The sequence below is a fragment of the Verrucosispora sp. SN26_14.1 genome (assembly GCF_004307965.1).
Lineage (GTDB): Bacteria > Actinomycetota > Actinomycetes > Mycobacteriales > Micromonosporaceae > Micromonospora.
Genome location: NZ_SISL01000112.1, coordinates 1 through 15,268, shown reverse-complemented (window position 1 = coordinate 15,268; position 15,268 = coordinate 1). Strand labels below are relative to the sequence as shown.

The 15,268-nt window shown below is 70.9% G+C and carries 21 protein-coding genes, 1 pseudogene and 1 riboswitch; of the genes and pseudogenes, 9 read left to right on the top strand and 13 right to left on the bottom strand.

Features of this window, described 5'->3' with window-relative positions; translation table 11 throughout:
- Positions 1 to 641, top strand: a 641-nt coding sequence (locus EYA84_RS13105) for a LysR family substrate-binding domain-containing protein (protein ID WP_161594963.1), incomplete at its 5' end; no start/stop codon positions are given.
- Positions 642 to 669: 28 nt separating this feature from the next.
- On the opposite strand, the gene EYA84_RS13100 is transcribed toward EYA84_RS13105, so the two are convergent.
- The 4 genes from EYA84_RS13100 to EYA84_RS13085 are packed head-to-tail and all read right to left on the bottom strand — an operon-like array spanning position 670 to position 3,683.
- A complete protein-coding gene (locus EYA84_RS13100; RefSeq protein ID WP_131053317.1) occupies positions 670 to 1,149 on the bottom strand; it encodes a hypothetical protein in 480 nt (159 codons plus the stop codon).
- Positions 1,146 to 2,393, bottom strand: coding sequence for a signal peptidase I (locus EYA84_RS13095; RefSeq protein WP_131053316.1), 1,248 nt, complete (start codon positions 2,391 to 2,393; stop codon positions 1,146 to 1,148). The genes EYA84_RS13100 and EYA84_RS13095 overlap by 4 nt, the downstream gene beginning before the upstream one ends.
- A gap of 12 nt (positions 2,394 to 2,405) precedes the next feature.
- Positions 2,406 to 3,038 (bottom strand): hypothetical protein, encoded by a 633-nt coding sequence (locus EYA84_RS13090; RefSeq protein ID WP_131053315.1) that lies wholly within the window; start codon positions 3,036 to 3,038, stop codon positions 2,406 to 2,408.
- A gap of 9 nt (positions 3,039 to 3,047) precedes the next feature.
- Positions 3,048 to 3,683: a SipW-dependent-type signal peptide-containing protein gene (locus EYA84_RS13085; RefSeq protein ID WP_201272380.1), complete on the bottom strand. Its 636-nt coding sequence runs from the start codon at positions 3,681 to 3,683 to the stop codon at positions 3,048 to 3,050.
- A 159-nt stretch (positions 3,684 to 3,842) separates the two neighbouring features.
- Here EYA84_RS13085 and EYA84_RS13080 point away from each other — a divergent pair, with 159 nt between their 5' ends.
- Entirely contained in the window at positions 3,843 to 4,580 is a 738-nt protein-coding gene (locus EYA84_RS13080) for a VOC family protein (RefSeq protein WP_131053314.1), read from the top strand.
- 13 nt (positions 4,581 to 4,593) lie between these two features.
- On the opposite strand, the gene bluB is transcribed toward EYA84_RS13080, so the two are convergent.
- The gene (gene bluB / locus EYA84_RS13075) at positions 4,594 to 5,229 is read right to left on the bottom strand and encodes a 5,6-dimethylbenzimidazole synthase (RefSeq protein ID WP_131053313.1); all 636 of its coding nucleotides are present in this window, start codon (positions 5,227 to 5,229) and stop codon (positions 4,594 to 4,596) included.
- A gap of 39 nt (positions 5,230 to 5,268) precedes the next feature.
- A riboswitch (cobalamin riboswitch) is annotated at positions 5,269 to 5,472 on the bottom strand.
- A gap of 68 nt (positions 5,473 to 5,540) precedes the next feature.
- Between bluB and EYA84_RS13070 the strand changes: the two genes are divergently transcribed.
- From EYA84_RS13070 to EYA84_RS13055, 4 genes are all read left to right on the top strand, one after another.
- Positions 5,541 to 6,698 carry a MalY/PatB family protein gene (locus tag EYA84_RS13070; RefSeq protein ID WP_236145742.1) on the top strand — a complete coding sequence of 386 codons (1,158 nt, stop codon included), beginning with the start codon at positions 5,541 to 5,543 and terminating at the stop codon, positions 6,696 to 6,698.
- A 58-nt stretch (positions 6,699 to 6,756) separates the two neighbouring features.
- Positions 6,757 to 7,365 (top strand): TetR/AcrR family transcriptional regulator, encoded by a 609-nt coding sequence (locus EYA84_RS13065; RefSeq protein WP_131053312.1) that lies wholly within the window; start codon positions 6,757 to 6,759, stop codon positions 7,363 to 7,365.
- 111 nt (positions 7,366 to 7,476) lie between these two features.
- Entirely contained in the window at positions 7,477 to 8,061 is a 585-nt protein-coding gene (locus EYA84_RS13060) for a hypothetical protein (RefSeq protein ID WP_131053311.1), read from the top strand.
- Positions 8,058 to 8,621 (top strand): hypothetical protein, encoded by a 564-nt coding sequence (locus EYA84_RS13055; protein ID WP_131053310.1) that lies wholly within the window; start codon positions 8,058 to 8,060, stop codon positions 8,619 to 8,621. The genes EYA84_RS13060 and EYA84_RS13055 overlap by 4 nt, the downstream gene beginning before the upstream one ends.
- Here EYA84_RS13055 and EYA84_RS13050 read toward each other — a convergent pair.
- From EYA84_RS13050 to EYA84_RS13035, 4 genes are read right to left on the bottom strand one after another with little or no spacing between them, the layout of a single operon-like run.
- Positions 8,605 to 8,889, bottom strand: a complete 285-nt coding sequence (locus EYA84_RS13050) for a DUF427 domain-containing protein (RefSeq protein ID WP_131053309.1) — start codon at positions 8,887 to 8,889, stop codon at positions 8,605 to 8,607. The two genes, EYA84_RS13055 and EYA84_RS13050, sit on opposite strands and share 17 nt — an antisense overlap.
- A gap of 41 nt (positions 8,890 to 8,930) precedes the next feature.
- Positions 8,931 to 9,428: a metallophosphoesterase gene (locus EYA84_RS13045; protein ID WP_131053308.1), complete on the bottom strand. Its 498-nt coding sequence runs from the start codon at positions 9,426 to 9,428 to the stop codon at positions 8,931 to 8,933.
- Positions 9,429 to 9,471: 43 nt separating this feature from the next.
- Positions 9,472 to 10,062 (bottom strand): DinB family protein, encoded by a 591-nt coding sequence (locus EYA84_RS13040; protein ID WP_131053307.1) that lies wholly within the window; start codon positions 10,060 to 10,062, stop codon positions 9,472 to 9,474.
- A 52-nt stretch (positions 10,063 to 10,114) separates the two neighbouring features.
- On the bottom strand, positions 10,115 to 10,513 hold the full coding sequence (locus tag EYA84_RS13035; protein ID WP_236145741.1) for a helix-turn-helix domain-containing protein: 399 nt from the start codon (positions 10,511 to 10,513) through the stop codon (positions 10,115 to 10,117).
- Between the two features lie 88 nt (positions 10,514 to 10,601).
- On the opposite strand from EYA84_RS13035, the gene EYA84_RS13030 reads away from it, so the two are divergent.
- The gene (locus EYA84_RS13030) at positions 10,602 to 10,982 is read left to right on the top strand and encodes a VOC family protein (protein WP_131053306.1); all 381 of its coding nucleotides are present in this window, start codon (positions 10,602 to 10,604) and stop codon (positions 10,980 to 10,982) included.
- Here EYA84_RS13030 and EYA84_RS13025 read toward each other — a convergent pair.
- Positions 10,892 to 11,896, bottom strand: a complete 1,005-nt coding sequence (locus EYA84_RS13025; protein ID WP_131053305.1) for an AraC family transcriptional regulator — start codon at positions 11,894 to 11,896, stop codon at positions 10,892 to 10,894. The two genes, EYA84_RS13030 and EYA84_RS13025, sit on opposite strands and share 91 nt — an antisense overlap.
- 89 nt (positions 11,897 to 11,985) lie before the next feature.
- Between EYA84_RS13025 and EYA84_RS13020 the strand changes: the two genes are divergently transcribed.
- Entirely contained in the window at positions 11,986 to 12,819 is an 834-nt protein-coding gene (locus EYA84_RS13020; protein ID WP_131053304.1) for an NAD(P)H-binding protein, read from the top strand.
- Positions 12,820 to 12,881: 62 nt separating this feature from the next.
- Here the strand turns inward: EYA84_RS13020 and EYA84_RS13015 are convergent, their stop codons facing one another.
- The 3 genes from EYA84_RS13015 to EYA84_RS13005 form a co-directional block, all read right to left on the bottom strand.
- Positions 12,882 to 13,169 carry a hypothetical protein gene (locus EYA84_RS13015; protein ID WP_236145740.1) on the bottom strand — a complete coding sequence of 96 codons (288 nt, stop codon included), beginning with the start codon at positions 13,167 to 13,169 and terminating at the stop codon, positions 12,882 to 12,884.
- A 114-nt stretch (positions 13,170 to 13,283) separates the two neighbouring features.
- On the bottom strand, positions 13,284 to 13,652 hold the full coding sequence (locus tag EYA84_RS13010; protein ID WP_131053303.1) for a VOC family protein: 369 nt from the start codon (positions 13,650 to 13,652) through the stop codon (positions 13,284 to 13,286).
- A 28-nt stretch (positions 13,653 to 13,680) separates the two neighbouring features.
- Positions 13,681 to 13,998: a MerR family transcriptional regulator gene (locus EYA84_RS13005; RefSeq protein WP_131053302.1), complete on the bottom strand. Its 318-nt coding sequence runs from the start codon at positions 13,996 to 13,998 to the stop codon at positions 13,681 to 13,683.
- A 798-nt stretch (positions 13,999 to 14,796) separates the two neighbouring features.
- On the opposite strand from EYA84_RS13005, the pseudogene EYA84_RS13000 reads away from it, so the two are divergent.
- Positions 14,797 to 15,268: pseudogene (locus tag EYA84_RS13000) on the top strand (peptidase S8); the annotation flags it as partial.

Sequence of the window (15,268 nt, the reverse complement as noted above, 5' to 3'; positions counted from 1 at the left end):
CCCGCATCCGGGGCCTGGCGGGCGGACGGGGCGGCCGGCTGCGCCTGGCGTACACCCGCTCGGCGCGCGGCGGCCGGGTCGACGACCTGGTGGCCCGGTTCCGGGCCGCCCACCCGCAGGTCGAGGTGGTCCCGGAGACGGCCTGGACGGCACCGAACGTGGCCGGACTGCTGGCCGGCCGGCTCGACGCGGCGTTCGTCCGCCCGCCACTCGACGAACCGGCGCTGGCCTGCCGGACCGTCGACACCGAGGAACTGCTGCTGGCGCTGCCCGCAGGGCACGCTCTCGCCGCCGGTCGCCGCCGGATCAGCCGCGCCGAGGTGGTCGACCTGCCGGCCGTGATGTGGCCCCGGGAGAACGGCCCCGGGATGTTCGACCGGACGATCGCACAGGTCTGGCCGCACGGCGGCTTCCGGCTCGTCCGGCAGGAGCCGGACGACGAGCAGCTGCTGCGGGCGGTGGCGCAGGGCGACGTGGTCGCGGCAGTCCCGGCCGGTCGCGCCCGCGCACTACGGATGCGCGGGGTACGCCTGCGCCGCTTCACCGCCCCGACACCCACCGTGGACGTCGCCCTCGCCTGGCCCCGGGACAGCACGAACCCGGCCCTGCGCCGGTTTCTCGCGCTGCTCGGCCAGCCCTGAGCCCGCCGCCGTCGCCCTGCTACAGGGCCTACGGCACGCTGCAGGTGTAGAGCACCGCGGTCAGCATGCCGAGCGAGCCGGTGACCTGCGTCGACGTCCAACCGCCGGGTCCGTTCGCGACCAGTCGGAAGGTGCCGGTGCCGATGGAGAGCAGCCCGCCGGGGACGGTGACGCTGGTGGCCGTGGGACCGAGTGTCCCGCCGCCGGTGAAGCTGCCGGACAGCGACCACGTGAAGCCGCTGCGGGTCAGGCCCCCGACGGGCAGTGTCCAGGTGAAGGTCGGCGGGGTGAGCGTACCCGCGCTGCACTGCAGGTTGGTCGGTGGACTGACGGTGCCGGCCTGGAGGGTCCCCTGGCCGTACTCGGTGCCGGTCCACGCCGCCATCGTCGATCGTGGCGGCGCGAGCACCCCGACGGTGAAGGCGAGCACCAGGGCGGCCGTACCCGCGAGCCACCGGCGCCCGACCTGTGCGGTGGCTGGTCGAGCCGGCTTGCCCGGACGCCTCACGGCCGCCCCACCCGGATGCGGCGTCGGCGTACGGCGAGCACGAGCAGGAGGCCGGCGAGCAGCGCACCGGCCCCGACGGCCAACGGTGTCCGCAGGTCGGGTCCGGTGCGCGGAAGCGGGCCGACCGTGCCGCCGGCCGAGGCCCGGTCGCCGAACCCGGTCGCGGTGACGACGAGGTCCGCCGACCCGGCGGCCGTCGCGCCGGCGAGCAGGCTCGCGGTGACGAGGACCCACCGTTGCTGATCGGCGCGCATCGAGTCGATGGTGATCGGTGCCGTGGTCAACCTGGTGGCCGGACCGTCCGCGAGGACCTGTTTCTCCTGGCCGGTGGGGCAGCCGCCCTTCACCCACCGCTGCGGGCAGACGGCGGCGGTCACCTGGAGTCCGTCCGGCCTGGCGGCGAGCGGGCCGGAGGCCGACAGCGAGATGGTCACCGTGCCCGGCTGCGGCGCGTGTGCCGAGACACCCACCTGCCAGGGCACGGGTTCCTCCGGCGACATGGTGGTCATCCGCGCCTCGTCGCCGATCGAGACCAGGGTGAGGTACCGGCTCCGGATGACCTCCTCGGTCGGGTCGGCGCGGGCCGGGCTCGGTGCCGCGAGCACCGCAGCGGTGACACCGGGCAGCACCGCCACGGCCAGAAGGAGGCATCGCAGGGTCGAACTCGGGTGCGCGTCCGTCTCTCGATCCGGTGTCGCCCCGTCCGGCCCCGTCCGCCGATGGCGAGCCGGTGGCCGGGGCTCGCTGCGCGGCCAGAAGGCCCAGGTCACGATCGCGGCGGTGCTGATCGTGATCGCGCTCATCGCGTACACGTTCGATACGGTGCGGACCGCGTACCCGAGCCGGGGCGCCGACCACTCGACCAGCCGTACGTGGGTCACCGCGTACGGAGCGGTGTCGTTGGAGTCGTTCGCGTCCCCGCGCAGGGTGAGCAGGCGCGTGGACCCACCCCCGTCGGCGATCTCGACCACCCGGTGGGTGATCGGTGCCAGCGGCGAACGGTCGACGGTCACGACGTCTCCCACGACGACCTCGGACGCGGGGATCTCCCGCACCACCGCCAGTGATCCGGCGGGGATGCTCGGGCTCATCGACCCGGTCTTGAACAGGATGAGCGAGATGTCGAAGAAGAACGCCAGCGGGACGAGGACGACGCACACCGTCCCGCCGACGGCGAGCAGGGTCAGCGCCAGATCGCCGACCCTCGCGAGGAGTCGACGCCGCTGACGCGCTGGTCCCACCATCCGACCGGTCCTTTACGTAGACGTGGCAGTGAATTCCCAGGTGACCGCACCGGTGGTGCCCTGGTACGCGTTGCCGGCTCCGGACTGCACACGTGCCTCGAAGCAGAACCGCAACTGTGGCGTCGCGCCGGCCGGCGCCGTGATGGCCGACGACACCGGCGACCCGGGAACCGAGGTGATGCCCAGGTAGCTGGGCCCGACGATCCATGTCGGCGTACCGGTGAAGGCGGCGGCCGCGCAGGTGGTGCTGGTGGTGGCGGTCCGCACCACGCGGTACTCCAGTACCGGCAGCAGGGCACCGGCGTTGTTGGACGAACCGGTCAGCGCCACCGTGCCGCCGACGTTCGTCGTGGCTGTCGTCCGGATGTCGAGGTAGGCGTAGAACGAGACCGAGGGGGACATCGCCGTCGCGGTGAACGCCAGCGTCGCGGCGTTCACCGCCGGGGTGTGGCTGGCCCAGGTACTCGACGCGGTCTGCGACTCGGTGCCGAAGACACTGGCCGCGAACGACCCGGTGCCGTACTCGCCGTCCGTCCACGCGGCGAGCGTGGACGTCGTGCCCAGGCCGATGACCAGGGCACCGGCGAGTACGGCACGGGTCCGGCGGAGCCGTGGTGTCCCGGCCGGCGTGCGACGGTTGACCACGGCCACCACCTACACGGATTCGGCGAGGAGCTGCCAGGTCTCCGTGACCGACGTGCCCTGCACCAGACCGTCGTCCGCCGTGACGACGAAGCACAGGAACACCGGAGCGCCGGGTGTCGTGGGCGGAGTGCCCTGGGTCAGGTTGAACGACACCGCACCGGTCACCGAGTCGAGTGCGGTGCCCTCGGCCACGATCCACGTCGGAGTCGTGGGTTCCGGGCTGCAGTCGCCGAACGTCGGGACGGTCGCGATGCCGTAGGTGAGCCCGACGAAGGTGGGCGGTGCGGGGGTGGCCGAGGCCACCGTGACGGTCGCGTCGTACGTCGTGGCCGCGGTCAGGCGCACCGCGAACGGTGCGGCGACCACGTCGTCCGGGCTCATGTTGTCGAAGCCCGTGCTGAACGCCAACGCCGCCGCCGTGCCGGCGGTCGGGTGCTCGGCGTAGGTGGTGCCGTCCGTGCTGCCCTCCATGCTGAAGCTACCGGCGGTGAACGTGCCCGAGGCGTACTCGGAGTCGTTCCAGGCGGCGAGGGTGATCGTGGCGCCGAGGCCGAGCGCGAGCCCGCCGGCCAGGATCGCCTTGAGCTTGCGACGACCTCCTCGACTGCTCGACTCGCCCGTCGTCATCCCTGTCGGTCCAGTCAACTTGTCCTCCTCGTGCATCCCCGTTGGCGTGCTGTCACGCAGGGACACGATAAAGCTCTAATACGGACAAGTCGGGCGTGAATTCCGAAACTTCACGGAGGTGTATCGACTGGCATCAAGTAAATCGAATTCGTTTCGCGATGCCGCTAGCATCGCCGGATGGCAACGCGACTCGTGCAGATCAACATGAAGGCCCGGGACGACTCCGCGCTGGGCGGTTTCTGGGCGGCGGCGCTCGGTTGGGGGATCTCCAGCGAGGAGCCAGGCGTCACCAACCTCGAACCCGAGGGTGTCGACTATCCCGACCCGGTCGCCGTCTTCGTCGACCTCGTCGTCTCCGCAGAACCCAAGACGGCGAAGAACCGGGTACACCTCGACCTCGCCACCACCTCGGCGGACCATCACGCCGCGACGGTCGCGCGTCTGAAGGAACTCGGCGCCACCCCCGCCGACGTGGGTCAGGGCGACGTCCCGTGGACGGTGATGGCCGACCCGGAGGGCAACGAGTTCTGCGTCCTGGAACCCCGGCCGACGCTCCAGGACGTCGGACCGGTCGCCGCCGTCGTGGTCGACTGCGCGGACCCGCGCGCCATGGCCGACTTCTGGAGCACCGCCACGGACTGGCGTCTGCACGACATCACCGACCGCGCAGCGGTCCTGCGCTCCGCCGCCGACGTGGGCCCGTACCTGCACTTCCTCCGCACGCCCGACGCGAAGACCGGCTGGAACCGGGTCCACCTCGACGTCCGCCCGTATCCCGGTGACGACCCGCAGGTCGAGGTGGACAGGCTGCGGGCCCTGGGCGCCACCACCGTGGACGTGGGCCGCGACGATCTCCCGTGGACGGTCATGGCCGACCCGGAAGGCAACGAGTTCTGCCTCCTCGCCCCCGGCTGACGCGTACCCGGGGTCAGTGGTCCGACGGCTCCCACCGGTCCCGGTGCACCGCTGCCTGCCAGGGACGGCGCTGCCGCCAGCCGTGTCGCTCCAGGTCCGGCACCTGCTCCAGGTGGGTGACCGGACCCAGGCACAGCCAGGCCACCGGGCGGACACCCGCCGGGATCCGCAGCAGGTCCCGCACGAACGGCTCCCGGTAGAACGAGACCCACCCCACGCCGAGCCGCTCGGCCGTGGCCGCCAGCCACAGATTCTGGATCGCCAGGCACACCGAGTACAGGCCGGCGTCGGCGATGGCGTGCCGACCCAGCACCGTCGGGGACCCCCGGTCCGGGTCGTACGTCACCACGACGGAGAGCGTCGACTCCAACACCCCGTCGATCTTGATCCGGCTGAACCGGCGCGCCTCCTCCCCGTGCAGACCGGCGGCGAAGACGTCCCGTTCCTGCTGCACGTGGCGGTGGAACTCCGCCCGCAACCCAGGATCGCGGACCAGGATGAAGTCCCACGGCTGCGACAGGCCGACGCTGGGCGCGGCATGCGCGGCGGCCAGCACCCGATCGAGGACCTCGGCCGGGATCGGCGCGCCGGTGAACTCGCCCCGTACGTCCCGGCGGGCGTGGATGACCTCGTACACATCGTCGAACATGGGCAGGCTCCCGCTGCGCTCCAGGCCCTGCCCTCACGGCAGGGCAACCAGGCGCGAGGCCGGTCTTCGGACTTCCGGATCGTCACCTCACCGCCCGCCTTCCCGGCCCGAGCCGGGCCAGTGGCTGCGCGTGACGCGCGTGGGCGGCAGCTCCCCGGTCACCGCGGCGGGCCCGTGCCGGACTCTCACCGGCTTCCCGATTCTCCCCACCACCGGCGGGGCACCTCGCAACAGTTCGTGCCGCCGAGCACCCTACCGGACACCGTCGTCCGTCGGCGCTGCCGGAAGATCGAGTCACTAGTCTCGGTGTCGTGACCTCCGAGACCACGCCCCTGCGGCAGCTCACCCTCGATCAGCTCCGGAAGCGGACGAGCGAGAAGTGGCGCGCCCACCCGGGCGACGTGCTGCCGATGTTCGTGGCGGAGCTGGACGCGCCGCTGGCCGGGCCGGTCGTCGACGCGATCATCGAGGCCGTCCGACGTGGTGACACGGGCTACCCCGCCGGCACCGCCTACGCCGAGGCGCTCGCCAACTTCGCCCGCGACCGCTGGGACTTCGACGGCATCGCCGTGGACCGCACCACGATGGTCCCGGACGTGATGAGCGGCATCGTCGAGGTCCTCGACGTGATCTGCGGCCGGACGGACGCTGTCGTGGTCAACTGCCCGGTCTACGCGCCGTTCTACCAGGTGGTGGGGCGTACCGGTCGCCCCATCGAAGAGGCCCCGCTCGGCGCGGACGGCCGGATCGACATGACGGTCCTGGACGACGCGTTCCGGCGCGCGGCACGTCGTGGCTCCCGGCCCGCGTACCTGCTGTGCAGCCCGCACAACCCGACCGGCAGCGTGCACACCGCCGACGAACTCGCCGAGGTCGCCGCACTGGCGGACCGACATGGTGTGCGTGTGGTGGTCGACGAGATCCACGCGCCGCTGGTGCTGGCCGGGGCGAGGTTCACGCCGTACCTGAGCGTGCCGGGCGCCGAGAACGGCTTCTCGGTGATCTCCGCGTCCAAGGCGTGGAACCTCGCCGGTCTCAAGGCCGCCGTCGCCGTCGCCGGACCCGCCGCGGTCGACGATCTCGCCCGCATCCCCGCCTGGGTCAACGAGAGCCCCAGCCATGTCGGAGTGCTGGCCCACGTCGCCGCCCTGCGGGACGGCGGCGATTGGCTCGACGCCCTCCTGGCCGATCTCGACGAGAACCGTCGTCTCCTCGCCCGGCTACTCGCCGAACACCTTCCCGCGGTCCGATACCGCCCTGGCGAGGGCACCTATCTGGCCTGGCTCGACTGCCGCGCCCTCGGTCTCGGTGACGACCCCGCCGCGACTTTCCTCGAACGCGGCCGGGTGGCGCTCAGTCCCGGCCCCGTCTTCGGCACCGGGGGAGCGGGACACGCGCGATTCAACCTCGGCACCACCCCCGAACTGGTCGCCGAAGGAGTGCGGCGGATGGCCGGGGCACTGACCTGACGCCGGTGGCACTGCCGGCCCGTTCGCAGCGAACGCCGGGATTGCTACTGTGGTGAACATGTATGCACCCGAGGATCGCACCGCCAAGGCGATCATTCGGGACACGGCCCTGGAACTCTTCGGCGAACAGTGGCCGGCGGCCGCGTCGCTCAAGCAGGTGGCGGAGCGCGCGGGAGTCTCGCAGTCGCTCATCATCAAGCACTACGGGTCGCGGGAGGGCCTGGTCGCCGCCGTGGACGCGCACGTGCTGGGCGTGTTGGGCAACGCGCTGGAGGCACTCGCCGAGACAGCCGGTTCCGGCCCGCCCGACCGCTTCCTCGCGTCGGCCGACGCGCTGTCCTCCCCGTCGGCCACCCGGTATCTCGCGCACCTGCTCGTCGGCACCACGTCGCGCTCGGTCGAGGCGTATCGGATGCTGCAGGGGTTCGCCGACTCGCTCATGCACCGGATGGCCGACGCGGGCGCGGTCGCCCCGGACGTGGACCGGGCACAGCTCGCGGTCGTGCTGCTGGCCCACGAGCTCTCCATCATCCTGCTGCGCGACCGCATCACCGACGTGCTCGGCACCGATCCGATGGGCCACGACGGCCTGCGGCGCTGGTGGGGCACCATCGACCGGCTCTACTCCGGCACGGCGATCCAGGAGCCCGTCCCGGCCGACGGCTGAGTGACGTCGTCGAGTCGGGCTCCTCCGGACAGACCCTCGACTCGACGGGTGCATAAACGTTCACTATGCTGAGCGATAGTTCACCACCCGTCCTGCGAGCGAACGGCAGCCATGCCCACGACAACGCCCCCGCTTCCGTCGCGCGGTCCGGTCTCGCGGCTCAACGACCTGCTCGTCGCGCCCGGGGCCACGCGGGCGGAAAGTCGGCTCAGCTACCTCACCGCAGGTATCGGCGCGACCGTCGCCGGGGCCGTCGGCGCCGCTGCCGGCTACCCGGTGCCGATCGTGCTCCTGCTGACGGTGCTCGGGTTCGACCTGTTCGGTGGTGCCGTCGTGAACGCCACCGTGTCCGCGTCGAGGCGGTTCCATACCGGCACCGACGCTGTCCGACGACAACTGGTCTTCGTGGCGGCCCACGTCCACCTGCCCGTCGTCGCGTTAGTCCTGCCCGCGTACCCGTGGTCGACCGCGATCGTGCTCTACGCCGGCACCCTCGCCGCCGCCGTACCGATCGCCATCGCCGGACCGACGCTGAAACGCCCACTCGCGTTCGCGGCCGCGACCGTGCTGCTCGTCGCGGCGGTCACGCTGTCACCGGTCCCGACGGCACTCGCCTGGCTGGCACCGATGCTCATCCTCAAACTTCTGCTCGGACACCTGCTGCCCGGCTCCGTGACCAGGGAAGGGACGTCATGACCGACACCGGAGAAACCCGCACGCGCACCGAGGACGTCGCCGTGTCCGAGCGCGCCCTGGCCCGCACCGGGACCCTCGTCCTCGCTGGCTTCGCCCTGCTCTGGGCGGTCTCCGGACTGCACCTCGCGCCCACCGCCGCGCGCATCCCGCTGCTCGTCGCCGCGACCGTGATCACCGCCATCGTCCTCGCCCTGGGGATGACCCGGCCTCGACCGCAGGACCACCGCCGACTGTCGGCGTCCTGGATGCGCCGGTTCAACCGGGTCGGCGTCGTGCAGGGACTGTTGATCGGCGGCGTCTGCCTGGTCGCCGTGCCGACCGGACACCCGAGGCTGATCCCCACCCTCGTCCTGGTCATCGTCGCGGCGCACTTCGTGCCGCTCGTCGCGATCCTCCGCCAACGCGAGTACGTGTGGACAGCGCTCGCACTCGCCCTGGTGGCGGTCGCGTCCTTCGGCGCGTACGTCTGGGGAATGCCGGAACTCGCGGCGGCTGTCGCCTCGCTCGGCGCGGCCGTGGTGCTCTGGGCGACCGCGCTGGTGGTCACCCGACGACCGTGACGTCCTTCCAGAACGCGACCCGGTCCCGGACCATCTCCGCCTCCGGCAACGGCTCCGGGTAGTACCAGACGGCGTCCACGCTGGTCTTCCCGTCGTGATCGAGCGTGTAGTAGGACGCGGTGCCCTTCCACGGGCAGTGCGTGTGCGTGTCGGACTCGCGCAACAGGTCGTCGCGGAGCGCCGCGCGGGGGAAGTAGTGGTTACCCTCGACCACGACGGTGTCCGTGCTCTCGGCGATGACCAGGTCGTTCCAGATCGCTTTCGGCATGGGCCCAGACTATGCCGATCCGCGCGCCGGTTCACCCCGTGTCAGCGCGGCACCTCGTGCAGCGTCACGGCGTCGAGCCGACCCTCGGTCACCTCGGCGGTGAGGTACGTCGCGTACGGCTGGCGCCGCCGGTCGGTCGGCGAACCGGGGTTGAGCAACCGCAGGCCACCGGGCGCCTCGCTGTCCCAGGGGATGTGGGAGTGCCCGAACACGAGCAGGTCGCAGTCGGGGAACCGGGCCGCGCACCGCCGCTCCCGGCCGCCGGCCGGACCGGTCTCGTGCACCACCGCGATCCGCAGGCCGTCGACGTCCGCGCGGGCGATCTCCGGCAACCGGGTACGCAACTCGGGGCCGTCGTTGTTGCCGAAGACGCCGATCAGTCGGGCACGACGTCGCTCCAGGTCGTCCAGCAACGACGCGTCGACCCAGTCGCCGGCGTGGATCACGAGGTCGGCGGTGTCGACGGCCGCCCACAGCTCGGCCGGCAGGTCCCGGGCACGTTTCGGCAGGTGGGTGTCCGCCATGATGACCAACCGCACCCGGCCAGCGTAACCCCGTCCGCACACGGCGATCGGCCAGGCGCTAGGCGAAGCGGTCGGCCAGTCGGGTCAACCTGGCGAGGTAATCCGGCCACGGATAGTCGGTCGGGATGTTGGTGTTCTCCTGCCGCAGGCCGATTCTCGTGTCGAGCTGCTCGCGCAGGATGTCGGCGTGCCCGGCGTGACGCGCGAGGTCCCAGGTCACGTGGACGATGACCCGGTGCAACGTCACCGCCTGCCGCTCCGGCCGCCACCACGGCACCTGTCCCACCGTGTTCAGCGGTAGCCGGGTGATCGTCTGATCGGCGAAGACGGCGACGCGGCGGTACAGGTCGATCAGGCCGTCCTTCGTCTCGTCCTCCCGCGCGTACCAGTCCGCCTGCGGGTCCTCGTCGAAATCCGACTCGGAGACGAGTTCCTCCGGGGTCGGGAACGCGCGACCGAAGGTGGGACCGAAGTAGCCGGCTTCGGTGTTCAGCGCATGCTTGACGATCCCCAGCAGATTGTTGCCGGTCGGCGTGCGGGGGAGTCGGACTTCGCGTTCGCTGAGTCCGTCGAGCTTCCAGATCAGGTCGTCGCGCGTTGCCTGCAGGTAGTGCAGCAGCGCCGCCTTCGCGTCGTCTTCGTCAGCCATACCCGCAGTCTTCCTCGTCCGGGCCGCCACCGCGCGGCCGGAGAGGACGGCGTCACGTCTGTTCGAACCGGCGGCGGGAGGCCAGGACGTCGTCCAGATGACGGCGGCTCCACCGGCAGAACCCGTTGATCGTCTGATGGAGTTCCAGACCGGCAGGGGTGAGCCGGTAATCGGTGCGAGGCGGCACGGTGGGGTGGAGCGTCCGGTCGACCACCCCGTTCCGCTCCAGTTGACGAAGCGTCGCGGTCAGCAGCCGATGGCTGATGCCGGTGACCTTGCGGTGCAGTTCACCGAAGCGACGCGTGTCGGTGCCGATGGCCTCCATGACCGGCAGGGCCCATTTGGTGCCGACCACGCCGAACACCTCAATGGCCACCAGGTGCACCTGGGCCACCTGCGCCGCCGTCGGCGTACCGGGAGACGGCTCGTCCACGTGCCGCTGCTCCTTCACCCGCACCGGTTACCGAAAGGTGCGTACTTACCCCGGCCGTCGTGCGGGCCTACGGTCTGGTCGACGACGTCAACGTACAGGAGCTGACATGACCGTCCTGAAGACGTACGCCCGGCTCTGGGTGGACGACCTCGACACCTCGCTGCCGTCGCTACGGACCCTGGTCGGCGCGGAGCCGGATCTGCGGTTCGGCTTCGACTCGGTCGAGTTGGCCGCGCTCGGTGACTTCCTGGTGATCGCCGGCCCACCAGCGCAACGCGCCCGCTACGCGCACGCCTCGGCGACCGTCGTCGTCGACGATCTGGATGCCGTCGTGGCCGCGCTGACCGCCGAGGGTGGCGTGATCACCACGCCGGAGGCGACCAGCCCTACCGGCCGCTACCTGTACGTCCGGCATGCCGGAGGGGCCGAGGTCGAGTACGTCGAGTGGGTGCCGGAACTGGTCGACCGTATCGTCACCGCCACCTGACTCCCGGACTGCGCGAGCCTGCGGTGCTCGCGGGGACTCACCCCGTGGACACGCTTGAAGGCCGTGCTGAAGCCGAAGGCGTCGGAGTATCCGAGTTGGCGTGCCATGGCGGCGACCGTCGCGGTGGTGCCGGTCAGCATGTCGGCGGCGAGTGTCATCCGCCAGTCGGTCAGGTAGGTCAGCGGTGGCTCACCCATCAGCTCGGTGAATCGTTTGGCCAGCGTCGTGCGGGACACCCCGGCCCGGGCTGCCAGGGAGGCGAGCGTCCAGGGCGCACCGGGGGCGTCGTGCATGGCGCGGAGCACCGGGCCCACCGTGTCGTCGCCCAGCGCCCGATACCAGCGGGGAGCCTCGGCGCCCGGCTGGTCGAACCAGTCCCGGATCGTGCAGACCAGCAGCCAGTCCAGCAGACGGTCCAGCACGACCTGCCGACCCGGGCGGCACCCGCCGAGCTGGAAGTCCAGGTAGTCACGGAGCGACGAACAGTCGTGGTCGTCCGGTACGACCAGCACCGGCGGGAGCACTCCGAGCAGCCGATGCGGGGCCTGCCCCTGGACGTGGTACGCCCCGGCCAGGAGCAGCATCTGCTCGTCCGGGTCCGGGTCCGGTGTCCGGATGCCCGGCGACTGGCGACAGTCGACGTCGCGCAGCTCGTCGGGTCGGAAGGTCGACCGGGGCTCGGCGGAGAGGACGAAGGGTTGCGGCCCCCGCACCACGACAGCCTCGCCGACCCGGACCAGAACCGGCTCGTCGCGTTCCGGGTGGACGATCCACGCCTCGCCACGCAGCGGTACGCAGAGCGTCAGGGGTGCGCCGTCGGTGAACCGCAGCGCCCACGACGGCGAGAGTACCGACCTGCCGAAGGCGGCACCCTCGGCGCGGACGTCCCGCAGCAGCGTGTCGAACGGGTCCATCGCTCCACCATAGGGGTGCGGACGATCGCACATGCCGGGCGTACGACGAGCCATGTCCCGCCGCTGGCCGGGCGGGTTGACTCGTGGACATGACGAAAGAAACGAACGAGATCCTCGTCATCGGGGGGACCGGGAAGACCGGACGTCGACTGGTACGCGCGCTGCGGGCGTCCGGCGAGCAGGTGCGGGCCGCTTCCCGTTCGGGCGAGGTACGTTTCGACTGGACGCAGCCGGACACCTGGCAGCCGGCGGTGACGGGAGCGTCGGCCGTCTACCTGATTGCTCCGGCGGATCCGGCGGTGGCCGACGACTTCGTGTCGTCGGCGGTGAAGTGGGGTGTCGGCCGCTTCGTGGCGCTCAGCGGACGCGGCATCGACAAGCTCGACCCCGATTTCTCGCCGAGCATGCTCGGCGCGGAACGGGCGGTACGCGACTCCGGCGCGGAGTGGACGATCATCCGCCCGAACAACTTCCACCAGAACTTCGACGAGGACCTGTGGCGCCAACCGTTGGTCGACGGTCGCCTCGCCCTGCCGATGGGCGCGACTCCGGAACCCTTCATCGACGTGCAGGACATCGCCGACGTCGCGGCGATCCTGCTGACCGAGGACGGCCACCACGGGCAGGTGTTCGAGCTGTCAGGCGCGCGGGCACTCACCTTCGCCGAGGCGGTGGCGACGATCGCCGAGGCGTCCGGCCGATCGATCCGGTACGTGGAGTTGACGCCGGAGGAGTACCGGACCGAGGTGCTCGCCGAGGGCTGGTCGGAGGCCGACGCGACGGCGCTGAACAGCATGTTCGCCGGAATGCGGGCCGGGCACCTCGCCCAGCCGACCGACACGGTGCGGCGGCTCCTCGGGCGCGAACCGATCCACTTCGACACCTACGCCGAGCGGGCCGCAGCGGCCGGCGCCTGGTCGTGACGAAACGCCGCCGCCGGCTGTCACCGGTGCTGTCAACAGGCGGCGGCGATCCGTCTCAGTGATCAGAAGGGGGGTGCGTCCTCGCCCATCAGCGCCAGGACGACGCCCCCCTTACCGCGCTTGAGGCCCTGGACCACGACCGTGCCGGTGCTGCCGTCGGGCAGTTCCAACGTGAAGGTCTTCCCGACCGCGTTCTTGGGGCCGTTACCGGCGCTGTTGGCCGGCCGGAAGTCACCCGCCCACGGCGGGATCCCACCCTTGCGGGCCGGCTCGGCGAAGAGCGCGGCGGTGCCGGGGGTCCGGGTGCCGTCTGCGGAAAGGAGCACTGAGGCGCTGCGATAAGTAGCCATATGCGGCAAGGGTATCCGGGACCGGTGCCGATTGCGCCCCTACCGCCGTGGCGTGCCGCCGACGACGAGAGGATCGGCCGGCCCGACCGACCTCTCGTCACTGTCCGCGTACCCCTACGCCTCGGCCCAGACGCCCAACTCGTTTCCACTCGGGTCGGTGAAGTGGAAGCGACGACCGCCCGGGAAGTCGTACGGCCCCTCGACCACCTCACCGCCTGCCTTCCGGACGGCCTCGACGCTCTCGTCCAGGTCGGTCGAGTAGAGCAGCACCAACGGACCGCCGGTCCGCGCCTGCTGGTCCAGGCGCAGACCGCCCACCTCGGATCCGGGCGTCGCGCCGTGGATCCCGGCGTAGGCGGTCCCGTAGTCGGTGAACCGCCACCCGAACGCGTCGGCGTAGAACCGCTTGGCGTCGGTCAGGTCGGTGACGGTGAGCTCGACGTAGTCGATGGCATGGTGCCGGTGCGAGGTCTGCTGAGACATGCCCACCATTACTTCACACGGGTACGACTCAGGTGCCGGCTTCCTGTTGGCGCCGGTACGTCTCGTTCTGCCGGCGGGCTTCCTCAAGCTGGTCCTCGAGGATGATGATCCGGCAGGCGGCCTCCAGCGGAGTGCCCTGGTCGACCATCTCCCGCGCCCGGGCGGCCAGCCGCAACTGGTAGCGGGAGTAGCGGCGGTGCCCACCGGCCGACCGGGACGGGGCGATGAGTTTCGCCTCGTCGAGCCGGCGCAGGAAGTCCTGCGAGGCGCCGGTGATCTCCGCAGCGCGGCCCATCGTGTAGGCGGGGTAGTCGTCGTCGCCGAACATGTCATCGGGTTGGGCCATATACGAATCTCTCCATGACGAGGGCCCCGGCGCGTCAGCGCCGGGGCCCGGGGTTACGGGTTGGAAACACCATCTACCGACTGATTCGTCGGTTTGTCGTGTCCGCACCTGACGCCGTCAGAGGCGTGGGGTGCGAGGATCGCATAAGCGTGACCGGAGACCACCTCTCGTTCGATGGAAACTGCGGTGTCCGCGCCAGAGTTGCATCTGTTTCCTGGCAGCGGGCGATCCAACGGTGTTCAGCCCTCCCTTTCCTCTGCTTCCACATGTGTCGTGCTGCCCGCCGGTGTCGGAGCCCACGCGACTTCATGGCCCCGCACACGTGCGGCGAGCTGTCCTGCCGGGCCGGGGAGTGCCCTGCCCGTCTTGCCCTGACCTGGAATCTCGTCAGGTTACTGCTGCGGTTGCAGGTCCTTGCACCGCTTGCCGAGCGAGCCGCAAACGTCCGGGCCCTGCGTGATGCTCGGTCTTGGTCGTCTGCGTCTTTCTCGGACCTCATCTCTCAACACCAGGAACACTAGCCAAGCCCGGAGCGAATGTCTAGCGCATCGGGCATAGATTTTCTCGGTCACGGTCCGACATTGCGGGATCGCGGTCAGTGCGGAAAAGCGCGGGGCACGCGGGACCGGAGGAACTCGTCGAGGAACGCTTGGATGCGGGTGGATCCATCACCGTTCCATGACCAGCCATGCCAGCGGACCGCGTCGTCTCGTGCCCGCAGAATCACCGTCCTAACAGGAATCTGATGAGTGGTCCGGATGATGCTTCTACGTCGTGATCGTCTGATGTGGAGGTCTGATGAGGGGACTCAAACGGATCGGTGCGGCCGGGCTGGCCACCGCTCTCGTGCTGGGGCTGGGGCAACCCGGCGGTGCTGCGCCGGGCGGCGGTGGTGCGCCCGGTGACGGCGGAACCGGACGCAGTGGCGGGTCGCCGGCCGGGGCCGGCCACCAACCGGCCACGGTCACGCTGATCACGGGGGACCGGATCACCGTCGACCGGGGCGGCCGCGTGACGATCCGTCCGGCGAAGGACCGCGCGGACATCCGCTTCCGGTCCCACCAGATCGACGGTGAGCTGCACGTCGTACCCGTGGACGCGGTGCCGCTGATCGCCTCCGGCGTGCTGGACCGTCGACTGTTCAACGTCAGCAAGCTGATCGAGTACGGCTACCACGACGCCGCGCGCGACCGGCTGCCGATGATCATGGCGTATCCGGACGGGGCGGCGGCCCGGCGCGGCGGGGGATGCGGTGTCTGCCATCACCGGA

Bases quoted from the DNA above. Each gene is read 5' to 3' on its own strand.
- EYA84_RS13025 (WP_131053305.1), bottom strand. From the start codon at position 11,896: ATGGACCCGTTCGACACGCTGCTGCGGGACGTCCGCGCCGAGGGTGCC.
- EYA84_RS13005 (WP_131053302.1), bottom strand. From the start codon at position 13,998: ATGGCCCAACCCGATGACATGTTCGGCGACGACGACTACCCCGCCTAC.
- EYA84_RS13030 (WP_131053306.1), top strand. From the start codon at position 10,602: ATGACCGTCCTGAAGACGTACGCCCGGCTCTGGGTGGACGACCTCGAC.
- EYA84_RS13055 (WP_131053310.1), top strand. From the start codon at position 8,058: ATGACCGACACCGGAGAAACCCGCACGCGCACCGAGGACGTCGCCGTG.
- EYA84_RS13050 (WP_131053309.1), bottom strand. From the start codon at position 8,889: ATGCCGAAAGCGATCTGGAACGACCTGGTCATCGCCGAGAGCACGGAC.
- EYA84_RS13040 (WP_131053307.1), bottom strand. From the start codon at position 10,062: ATGGCTGACGAAGACGACGCGAAGGCGGCGCTGCTGCACTACCTGCAG.
- bluB (WP_131053313.1), bottom strand. From the start codon at position 5,229: ATGTTCGACGATGTGTACGAGGTCATCCACGCCCGCCGGGACGTACGG.
- EYA84_RS13095 (WP_131053316.1), bottom strand. From the start codon at position 2,393: ATGGTGGGACCAGCGCGTCAGCGGCGTCGACTCCTCGCGAGGGTCGGC.
- EYA84_RS13080 (WP_131053314.1), top strand. From the start codon at position 3,843: ATGGCAACGCGACTCGTGCAGATCAACATGAAGGCCCGGGACGACTCC.
- EYA84_RS13020 (WP_131053304.1), top strand. From the start codon at position 11,986: ATGACGAAAGAAACGAACGAGATCCTCGTCATCGGGGGGACCGGGAAG.
- EYA84_RS13060 (WP_131053311.1), top strand. From the start codon at position 7,477: ATGCCCACGACAACGCCCCCGCTTCCGTCGCGCGGTCCGGTCTCGCGG.
- EYA84_RS13065 (WP_131053312.1), top strand. From the start codon at position 6,757: ATGTATGCACCCGAGGATCGCACCGCCAAGGCGATCATTCGGGACACG.
- EYA84_RS13015 (WP_236145740.1), bottom strand. From the start codon at position 13,169: ATGGCTACTTATCGCAGCGCCTCAGTGCTCCTTTCCGCAGACGGCACC.
- EYA84_RS13010 (WP_131053303.1), bottom strand. From the start codon at position 13,652: ATGTCTCAGCAGACCTCGCACCGGCACCATGCCATCGACTACGTCGAG.